Genomic DNA, 10,298 nt, shown 5'->3' with positions numbered 1-10,298 from the left:
CGACTTGCATGTATTAGGCACGCCGCCAGCGTTCGTCCTGAGCCAGGATCAAACTCTCCATTAAAGACCAACCGAAGCTGGTTTATAGAAAGAGCGATAAGCTCATGTTGAAACTGACGAGATAAAATATCTCTTGTTTTGATTTTGTGAACAAAATCGTTTTACTCACTCGTTGTTCAGTTTTCAAAGATCAAACCTACATAATATCTTACTCTGTTTCACCACCGCATCTCAGCGGCGACTTAAATAATATATCATGTTTTCTAAGTCTTTGCAACACTTTTTTTCAAAAGAATTTTTTAATCAATTCTGCTTTGTTTTCGTGTTGCTAACTATCTTGCAAAAGACAGCTATAAGAATATACCACAAAATTACGCTAATAGGCAACACCTTTTTTAAATTATTTTCTCATCTTTAAAATCACTGTATTTAAATAAAGAGACCATTATTCCCACAAGCAGAATAACAGTCTCTTTAACATTCATTTCTTCCTCTTAATGAATAATAAAGCCGGGCACTACCAGGAGGTTCCTCTCCTTTTACATATAGCCAGGTCAGTCCTTAATCCACGGATTTTTACGCGAACGAGCATTATAAGATGAGGAACGGGATTTTTGCTTTTTATTAGTACCATTTTTACTAGAAACCTTGGCTTTGGATGTCTCTTCTTTGGATGAACTGCCAGAGCTGTCTTTTGATTTACCTTTACGTACGCTACGATCCTTTGGTTTAGAAGAAGAGCCAACTTCATTTTGGGATGCAATAGTCAGATTGTTACCAATCTCCTGCGTTGCTGGAATTGCTGGTACCGACTGGACGTTCTCTTCCCGGCATCCACAGTCTGGCATAAACATATAGGGTGTTGTATATCCCTCTAATGGATACATAGGTGCATTCCCATGCGCAAACGGATGATAAGGGGAATTCGCAGATTGTTGTCCTTGTAGTTGGCTATAGTCGGACACGTGCCCACCCGCAGGCGAACCATATGGAGGTCCTCCCCATGCCTGGCTCCATTGACTGCCCTGGACTGTACTCTCTGGATACTGCTGCGGATGCCCTTGATGGATAAATGGAGGATAGACAGGGTAGGATGCATTTTCAGACGCCTCATGACTCGGATAATATCCAGGGGCGCAGCAATCTGAATAGGCAGGATAAGGTGTTGGATGGGCATTTATAGGTGGTGTCTGCACAGGCCCCCAGCACCATGGATGCTCACAATCATGATGATAGCCCTGATCAGAAACTACAGTAGGAGAGGCGTGTTCTGCTAAGGAGGTATTTATAGGCGCATTCCCCCAAGTTTGAGGAGACTCAATCCCCGGATACCACGAGTTCGGCATTGCATTTATTTGTGGGCTATAATCAAATGTCGGCTGTTGTATCGACCACTCGGAATTTACCATCGGCTCCGATTTTGTGCAGCCGCAAAATTTTTCAGCTACAGGTTGCTTCACAATAGTTGTAGGAAGCTGTGGCTTAGATGCGATGGGTTGGGTAACTATAGGTTGCATTTGAGGTGGAGCAGGTGGAGTAACTATGGGCTGCATTTGAGGTGGAGCAGGATTTACGGGTGCCATAGGAACTTCAGGCAGTTTTAATTCAGGAAGCTTAGGAGGATTCACTGTTTCTTTCGGCTGTGTCATCTCTTCTTTGGGGCTAGGCATATTCTCCTGCTTAGGTTGCGTCAACTCCGCCTTGGGCTGGGTAAGTTCTTGCTCGGTTGGGGATTCAGGTTTAGGCTGTGTCATCTCTTCTTTGACTGCGGTATTTTTTTTATTCTCAGTAAAATCAGACGTCTCTTCTTTGTAGTGTGGAATATTAACTGTTTCTCCAACCAGAAGTGCGTTCGGGTTTTTAAGCTGGGAATTGGCATCAATAATTAGCTTAAGTGGTACATTCCACGCCTTGGACAATTTCCACAATGAATCTCCTTGCTTAACCTTGTGTTGATATACCGTTGACGGCTGTGTTTCCATCGTAACAGGGTCTGTTGGAATTTTAATTTTCTCGCCGATACTCAACTGATTAGGGTCTGCCAATTGGGGATTGGCGGCAATAACTTTCTCCAGCGTCACATTATACTTCTGTGCCAGCAAGTACAGAGTGTCACCTTTTTTGACGATGTGTATTTTCACAGGTCACAAACCTCCTAGACTTTCGTTCGGGCGGGATAAACGCCCGGCTTCTGTTATTACATCCTATGCACCTCCCGGGCGAATGACCCCATACAAACAAAAAAATCCTCTCAACCGAATACTCACGCGAGCATTCAGTTAAAAGGATTCGGTTTTATTTTAGTCCTGCCACACTTTGTAGCCATCCTGATCCACAATCTTACGGAACTCAGCCAAGAGCTCCAAAGTCACTGGGCCAGCAACGCCGGAGCCGATCGTACGACCATCCACTTCATAAGCTGCAATAACTTCTGCCGCAGTTCCTGTAAAAAACACCTCGTCCGCAACATATACATCATGCAGTGTAAAAGGTTGTTCCTTAAGGGGGTATCCAAGCTTAGCACACAAATCGATAATAGCATTACGAGTAATCCCTTCAAGCGCCCCCAAATAGCAAGGAGGTGTATATAGCACTCCGTTTTTGACAATGAAAATGTTGTCCGCAGAGCCTTCCGTCACATACCCTTGGGAATTGAGCATAATAGCCTCACCTACACCAGCATAGTTAGACTGGATCTTCACGAGGATATTGTTGAGATAGTTCAATGATTTAATCTTCGGATTCAAAGCGTCTGGGATGTTGCGACGCTGAGAGACAGAAATTGTCTTCAGGCCAGTCAAGTAAGCTTCTTCCGGGTAAATGGCGAGCTGCTCCACGATAATGATGACACTCGCCTTCGCACAACGAAGAGGATCTAAACCTAGATTTCCTGCACCTCGGGATACAATCAGACGGATATATCCGTTACGCATTTCGTTAAGACGAATCGTTTCAGCCATTGCTTCCAACATTTCATCAGGAGACAAAGGAATGTTTAACTGAATGGATTTAGCAGAATCATACAGACGATCCAAGTGCTCCTTACATTTAAAAATATTCCCGTTATAGATACGAATGCCCTCAAATATACCGTCTCCGTACAAAAAACCATGATCATATACGGAAACCTTTGCATTTTCCTTAGTCACATGCTGCCCATCCAGATAGATCCATTGTTCTGCCATTAAAACCACACCTCCGATTAATGTTCCTTTAAAATAGGTTCGATCGCTGCTTCAACATACTTGTAGCTTGGATAAGAGCCAAGAATACGTACATGGCACCCCAAAGCCTCGATCTCTGCAAAGGCTGCCGGAAGCAGCACGGAATGCAGAGATTCCAAAACTTCAATGTAAAAATAATAATTCCCCAATTGCTTTTTGGTCGGACGCGATTCAATACGGGACAGATTTAACCTGCGCCATGCAAATGCGGATAAAACCTGATGCAGCGCTCCCGGGAAATCCTGCGGCGGCGTGACCAAAATACTGGTTCGCTGACCTTCAGGCGTACCCGGGAGACTTATAGGTTGATGACCGATCAAGACAAAGCGGGTAAAGTTGTTATCGTGATCCGTCACTTTGCTGGCCAAAATATCCAATCCGTGTTTGGCAGCCGCAAGCTTGGTTCCGAGAGCGGTCCAGCCTTTACCGGGATTATGTTTAACAATTTCGACGGCTTCTGCCGTACTTCCTGCACTCTCCAACTCGGCCTGAGGAGCGGAAGCCTGTATGAATTCTTTACACTGGGGAAGCGCCACAGGATGAGACATAATTTTGACCACTTTGCTCAAATCCAGCTTGTCCAAATCCTTCGTAAATTCACTACGATGACCAATAAGATTTTGAATTGAAGGATATACCCATTCCGCCTGCATTTGAATGTCTACTTCATGTACAAGCCAATCCATATGCAAACTTACAGAGCCATCAATCGTATTTTCAATGGGAATTACACTATAGTCTGCCTGACCCTTGTCTACTGCCTGAAATACGTCCGCAATATGTTTGTAAAAAAGTAATTCATGGGACGTATCTCCTAACAAATACTTAATCGCTTCATGAGAAACAGTCCCCTCAGGAAGAAGTGCAATTCTTTTCATATCGTAAGTTCCCCTTTAATCATATCCATAAAAGGGAGAGTATTCCCTTCTGTATATACTTTAACTCCTTCATTCTCAGGGCGCAATTTTAAAACAGAAGCAGTGATCCCCTCTTTGTTCATGGTATCCGTTAAATACTGCTCCAGCTCTGCTTTCCGATTTTCCCGCCGATCTGTCAATGCCAGCAACGTTGGTCCAGCCCCACTTAGAGCCACACCCAAAGCACCATAATGGTGCGCATCCTGCAAGATCTCTGTCATACCTGGCACAAGTGCCGCGCGGTAAGGCTGATGAAGCTGATCACGCATCGCTTCGGCGATTAAATCGGTTCGTCCCGACGCCAATGCTGCTACCAGCATGGAAGCATGACTTATATTATATACAGCATCCTTCAACGATACATGAGCGGGTAGAACCTCTCTGGCTTTTGACGTGGACAGCTGAAAATCTGGAATAACTACCATAACCTCCAGATTGGCATCTGGTTCAAGCCGTAAATGCCTAGCATGCTCGCCGTCCCACATCGCTGTAATAATACCACCAAACAGGGAAGCTCCAACATTGTCCGGATGTTTTTCAATGGCGCTTGCCATATCGAACAGCTTGGAATTCGGCAGAGGCGAGCCAATCAACGTATTGGCAGCGACCAAGGCGCCCACAATAGCAGAAGCGCTGCTACCCAAACCGCGGGTGAGCGGAATATCCGAGTACATCGAAATATCGAGCTCAGGAACAGATACACCTGCTTCCCGAAAAACCATTTGTGCTACCTTGAAAATCAGATTAGTTTTATCTTGGGGAACACCATTCATTTCATCTCCGTATAAATGAAAAGCCGTCTGTTCGGCCTCCTTCATTTCAATCCATGCATATAAGGACAATGCCATGCCCAATGTATCAAAGCCGGGACCCAAGTTGGCCGTACTCGCAGGCACACGCACTCTTGCTGTTTTTAAAACGGTCATACAGACAATTCCTCCTGCTTTTATTAACTATCCCTCTACTCGATATACGCTCTTGATGCGACGAATTACGTCTAAAGTTTCAAAATGCTCCAAAACCTTTTTCATACTCGCTTTACTGGCTAAATGAGTCACGATAATAATTTCAGCATCGGGGTTAACCTCATTCGGTTGCTGCACAACAGATGCCAGACTGACATTAAATTCAGCAAATACTTGCGTAATCCGTGCCAACACCCCTGCTTTATCATCCACATGCAGAAGCACGAAGTTTTTGAAATACACATCTTCGTCGTTACTAATTTTTTTAGGGTTGTAAGGAACGATGGCTTTCAGCCCATTGACACCAAGTTTGAGATTTTTCACTACAGCTACTAAATCAGCTACAACCGATGTTGCCGTCGGCATTTCACCTGCACCCGCCCCATAAAACATGGTTTCACCCACTGCTTCACCATGCACATACACCGCGTTGAATACCCCGTTCACCGAAGCCAATGGATGCTGCTTGCGTACCATGGTCGGCTGAACATTAATCGTAAATTCATCACCCTGACGCTCTGCAATGCCGAGCAATTTCATTTCATATCCTAGTTTTTTAGCAAAAGCAATATCTTCACTGGTTACCTTTGAAATGCCGCTGACACTTACATCCTTGAGCTCTACATTAGAGCGGAAACCAAGCGTGCCGAGAATTGCCATTTTACGAGCTGCATCCAGTCCTTCCACGTCTGAGGTCGGATCGGATTCAGCATACCCAAGCTCCTGCGCTTCCTTGAGAACTTCCTCGTACGAGGCTCCTTCCTGACTCATTTTTGTTAAAATAAAGTTGGTCGTACCGTTCACAATCCCCATAATGCGGGTAATACGGTCGGAGGAGAAACCTTCAATGAGTGTACGAATAATCGGGATACCGCCTGCTACACTAGCTTCATAAAAAATATCACATTGCTTTTCCTGCGCCTTTGCCAATACTTCAGAACCGTGCAAAGCCATTAAGTCCTTGTTAGCTGTTACGATGTGTTTACCCCGCTCCAACGCTTCAAGAATGTACTCCTTCGTCTGATCAACCCCGCCCATGACTTCGATAATTACATCAATTTCAGGGTCTCGAATAACTTCCCATGGGTCCTCAGTAAGCTTGGCCGTGTCCACTTCAATGGAACGATATTTTTCTATGTTTTTTACAGCTATTTTTTCAATGATGATCGGTGAACCGACTTGTCTGCTCAAATCTTCCTGATTGCCTTCTACGATTCGAACGACTCCCGTCCCTACCGTCCCTAAACCTAACAATCCTACTTTGACCGGTTTCATCCATTCCCCTCCCGCAAACTTATATCTAATGAACTGTATTGCCTTAACCTTGCCCAATCAGGCGAACACGTTTGACTCCAGAGATGTCCTCCAAGCCCTCCAGTAGAACACCCAACTCTTCACTGAGTCTGGACATTTCTACCGAGATAACTACGTTGGCTCTGCCTTGCAGTGGAATACTTTGCTGGATCGTCAGCACATTGCCTCCGAAATCAGCCACTCTGCCAAGCACCCTGGACAACATTCCGGATTGATGTTCTAAATCAATAGAGATATTGACAATTCGCTCACGCTCTAGCTGGTTAACCAAATGTATGCCATCCTTATATTTATAAAAGGCGCTTCGGCTTAGCCCAACTTGCTCCACGGCATCATGCACGGTTTTAACATCTCCTGAAGCCAGCAGCAGTTTCACCTGTATGGTCTTAACAATAGCTTCAGGTAAAATATCTTCCCGTACCAAGTAATAGCGCTCTTTCAAGAACGTCCTCTCCTCAAAGACTTATGTTTTTGTATAGAGGACATTATATCGAAACTCATGAAAATCGGCAAGCTAACAATGCAAAAAACGGCTACTGCCTTCTATAGAGTTTCCTATAGTACAGTAACCGTCAGGTTTTAGACCTTTATTTGATTTTTAGTAGTAGCTGCTGCCTTCAACAAATTCGAACTCGAAATCAGCAATGCGTACAGATGTACCATCTTTGGCGCCACGCTTGCGTAACTCAGCATCCACACCCATGTGGCGTAACGTTCTTGCTAATTTCAAAATGGCATCATGCGAGTTCAACTGCATGCGCTTCATCATGCGCTCAATTTTAGGGCTCTGCACTACGAATGTGTCGTTTTCACGTACAATTGTAAAGCCATCGTCTTCTGCTGTATCCAGCTTAAATACCTTACGTTCATTGACTTCTGCTACTTCCTCAACAACTGGCTCGTCCGGTATTTGATCCAGCAAATCAGCAGCCCGGAAGAGCAGTTCCTTCACACCTTGACGTGTCAGTGAGGAAATAGGCATGATTTCAAGATCAGGACGTATAGAAGCAATCTGCTCTTTGAAGTGAGCCAAGTTTTCTTCAGCTTCTGGCATATCCATTTTATTGGCCGCCACAATTTGCGGACGCTCAGCCAATGCTGCATTATATTGCTTCAATTCGTCGTTAATTTTAGTCCAATCTTCAAACGGGTCACGTCCTTCGGAGCCAGCCATATCCACGACATGGATAATAATACGCGTCCGCTCAATGTGCCGCAGAAATTCATGTCCCAGCCCAATACCTTCATGAGCTCCTTCAATCAAACCAGGCAAATCCGCCATCACAAAATTACGATGATCACCCACATCCACAACGCCCAAATTCGGAGTAATCGTTGTAAAGTGGTAGGCCCCAATTTTCGGTTTTGCGGAAGATACAACCGACAACAAGGTAGACTTCCCAACACTAGGGAACCCGACCAAGCCTACGTCAGCCATTACTTTTAACTCAAGCGTGATATAACGTTCTTGTCCCTCTGCGCCGTTCTCAGCCAACTCAGGCGCTGGATTACTCGGCGTAGCAAAACGGATGTTTCCGCGTCCTCCGCGTCCTCCTTTAGCTACGACGACTTGTTGACCATGACGTGTCATATCTGCTACTACTTCACCAGTATCATCATCTATGATGACCGTTCCCGGTGGTATACGCACGATCATGTGCTCCGCATTGGCTCCGTGTTGACTTTTGTTGCGACCTTTTACTCCACGCTGGGCTTTAAAATGACGTTGGTACCGAAAATCCATCAAGGTACGCAAACCCTCATCTACACGGAAAATTACGTCACCACCGTTCCCTCCGTCACCACCACCTGGGCCACCTTCAGGAACGTATTTCTCACGGCGAAACGCAATTAATCCGTCTCCACCGTCACCGCCTTTAACAAAAATCTTCGCTTTATCTACAAACATGGTTACACCTTCCTTATGTCTGGCACTGCATCCGAATTTGAAGCATTTCGCCCGTAGGAAGCTTCTCTGTTCGAATGCGTTTACTTCCGGGTACGGATCTGACCTGCTTTAGGATATTCAAATCCGCAGGTATGTCACTTCCTTCAAAACGGACGATAACATCATTCTGATCCATACCGAAAAAAAGTGTCAATCTGCGCACTTCTCCCCAGGACGACCGGCCCCCGCCATATTGATACGCACGCACCGTTTCTATGACGGCCGAGGCAAGCGACTCGCCGTCTTCGGGAGACATGACAGCGTCTAACTTTAACTGCTCCTCAACCTGTACCGACAACTGTAAATTACCGGCGTTCACGCGAAAAGACTGCAAATAAAACACCAGTGAGGGAATACCCAACTTAGATATTTTACTGTCTTCCGCCACGCGCCCTTTTATTATTTCCACATAAGCAACAGATTTATCATGCTTATTCATACGAATATATCCATAAAGCACCTGCAAGTCATTCATCCAGTCATGCCGATGATGGTTAAGCATTGAAATCGCTGTACGCTCAAAAGAACGCAAAGCAGCTTTCCGTTCATATTCAACCTGTCTTTGCGTATACCACATACCAAAACATGCAGCAACTACAGACCATACTGCTAATAAGATAATCGTTAATACTTTAGGATAGAGCAGTGAAAAAACCAAAGGAATCAGAATGGAACCCAACGCCAGATAAGGCGCTCTTATCCGCTGGAACATGGCTTCTCTCCGTTCTGCGAAATTAAATGGATTATTAAAGAACCTTAATCCAGTATAGCACAGACTAACTTTCCAGTTCATTACCATCATGCAAAAAAGCCTCCGACAAAAGTGCCGGAGGCTTTTCAGCGTGTCTAAGCCGCTATTAAGCTTCTACAGTAGCTGCTACTGGAGCAACGTCGATCGGGTAGATGCTCACCTTTTTGCGATCACGGCCCCAACGTTCGAACTTCACAACGCCGTCCACTTTCGCGAACAGAGTGTCGTCCTTACCGATGCCCACGTTCGTGCCCGGGTGAATTTTCGTTCCGCGTTGACGAACCAGGATGCTACCGCCGGTAACTGCTTGACCGTCAGCACGTTTCACTCCAAGACGTTTCGATTTACTGTCACGTCCGTTTTTTGTGGAACCTACACCTTTTTTCGATGCGAATAATTGAAGATCCAATGTCAATTTCAACATGATGTCTACCTCCTTCTTTGATTATTTTCTATTTGAATATACTTACCGTATGATTCAGCAATACTTGTCAGCATAATCACCATGGACTCCAGCAACAGTTGAACCTGTGCGTTCGCATCATGATAACTTTCAGGAGAAAGATACGCGCTTAAAAAGCCGTTTTCCATTTCCGTTTCCATCTCAACGTCCGTAAGAGCTCCAATCGAATTGACAGTTCCTACTGTTACCGCCGAAACGCCAGCACATACGATATCCTCGCCAGATTTAGCGAAATTCGCATGTCCTTTAACGGAAAACCCCTGTATGCTGCCATCCTCCAGTCGTGTAATACGCACGATAATCACTTATCGCACCCTCTTACGCTTGGATTTTTTCAATCGTCACTTTCGTGTACGGTTGACGATGACCTTGCTTCACATGGTAGTTCTTTTTAGGTTTGTATTTGTATACGATGACCTTTTGACCTTGACCATGCTTCTCAACTTTAGCTGTTACAGAAGCTCCAGAAAGAAGCGGTGTACCTGCTGTCAAGCCATTGTCGCCGGACACTGCCAGAACACGATCGAACGTTACAGTTTCACCATCATTAGCTTCCAACTTCTCGATGAACAATACGTCGCCCTCTTGAACTTTGTATTGCTTACCACCTGTTTCGATAATTGCGTACATTTGCTTGCACCTCCTTATGTCTCAGACTCGCCTAATAGCAGGTGGCAGATTCCCTTAGGATACTGCACTTCAGTACCTGATTGGAG

At 45.1% G+C, this 10,298-nt stretch carries 11 protein-coding genes, 1 rRNA gene and 1 other annotated feature (1 of these 13 only partly in view); all 12 genes read right to left on the bottom strand.

Annotation, left to right across the window (positions count from 1 at the left end):
• Positions 1-64, bottom strand: a 16S ribosomal RNA gene (locus tag NLX78_RS09825); the annotation flags it as partial.
• A gap of 490 nt (positions 65-554) precedes the next feature.
• Positions 555-2,141, bottom strand: coding sequence for a LysM peptidoglycan-binding domain-containing protein (locus NLX78_RS09820; RefSeq protein ID WP_254350262.1), 1,587 nt, complete (start codon positions 2,139-2,141; stop codon positions 555-557).
• Between the two features lie 159 nt (positions 2,142-2,300).
• Positions 2,301-3,185, bottom strand: coding sequence for a branched-chain-amino-acid transaminase (ilvE, locus tag NLX78_RS09815; protein WP_250260586.1), 885 nt, complete (start codon positions 3,183-3,185; stop codon positions 2,301-2,303).
• A gap of 17 nt (positions 3,186-3,202) precedes the next feature.
• Positions 3,203-4,102 (bottom strand): prephenate dehydratase, encoded by a 900-nt coding sequence (pheA, locus tag NLX78_RS09810; protein ID WP_160789769.1) that lies wholly within the window; start codon positions 4,100-4,102, stop codon positions 3,203-3,205.
• Positions 4,099-5,067 (bottom strand): homoserine kinase, encoded by a 969-nt coding sequence (thrB, locus tag NLX78_RS09805; RefSeq protein ID WP_069290207.1) that lies wholly within the window; start codon positions 5,065-5,067, stop codon positions 4,099-4,101. The genes pheA and thrB overlap by 4 nt, the downstream gene beginning before the upstream one ends.
• Positions 5,068-5,094: 27 nt before the next feature.
• The gene (locus NLX78_RS09800; protein WP_069290208.1) at positions 5,095-6,381 is read right to left on the bottom strand and encodes a homoserine dehydrogenase; all 1,287 of its coding nucleotides are present in this window, start codon (positions 6,379-6,381) and stop codon (positions 5,095-5,097) included.
• A gap of 43 nt (positions 6,382-6,424) precedes the next feature.
• Complete coding sequence (locus tag NLX78_RS09795; protein ID WP_013311587.1) at positions 6,425-6,862, bottom strand: ACT domain-containing protein; 438 nt, start codon at positions 6,860-6,862, stop codon at positions 6,425-6,427.
• Positions 6,863-7,018: 156 nt separating this feature from the next.
• Complete coding sequence (gene obgE, locus NLX78_RS09790) at positions 7,019-8,329, bottom strand: GTPase ObgE (RefSeq protein ID WP_254350261.1); 1,311 nt, start codon at positions 8,327-8,329, stop codon at positions 7,019-7,021.
• Between the two features lie 13 nt (positions 8,330-8,342).
• Entirely contained in the window at positions 8,343-9,080 is a 738-nt protein-coding gene (locus tag NLX78_RS09785) for a Spo0B domain-containing protein (protein ID WP_367987957.1), read from the bottom strand.
• Between the two features lie 145 nt (positions 9,081-9,225).
• On the bottom strand, positions 9,226-9,543 hold the full coding sequence (gene rpmA, locus NLX78_RS09780; protein ID WP_039272574.1) for a 50S ribosomal protein L27: 318 nt from the start codon (positions 9,541-9,543) through the stop codon (positions 9,226-9,228).
• A gap of 5 nt (positions 9,544-9,548) precedes the next feature.
• The gene (locus NLX78_RS09775) at positions 9,549-9,887 is read right to left on the bottom strand and encodes a ribosomal-processing cysteine protease Prp (protein WP_013311591.1); all 339 of its coding nucleotides are present in this window, start codon (positions 9,885-9,887) and stop codon (positions 9,549-9,551) included.
• Positions 9,888-9,900: 13 nt separating this feature from the next.
• Positions 9,901-10,212 carry a 50S ribosomal protein L21 gene (gene rplU, locus NLX78_RS09770; RefSeq protein WP_013311592.1) on the bottom strand — a complete coding sequence of 104 codons (312 nt, stop codon included), beginning with the start codon at positions 10,210-10,212 and terminating at the stop codon, positions 9,901-9,903.
• Positions 10,213-10,225: 13 nt separating this feature from the next.
• Positions 10,226-10,298: a sequence feature (ribosomal protein L21 leader region), on the bottom strand; it runs 15 nt beyond the window's last position.

It is taken from the genome of Paenibacillus sp. Lou8.1 (assembly GCF_024213565.1).
Lineage (GTDB): Bacteria > Bacillota > Bacilli > Paenibacillales > Paenibacillaceae > Paenibacillus > Paenibacillus polymyxa_B.
The sequence above is the reverse complement of the archived record's forward strand: the minus strand, read 5'-3'. Positions and strand labels throughout refer to the sequence as shown.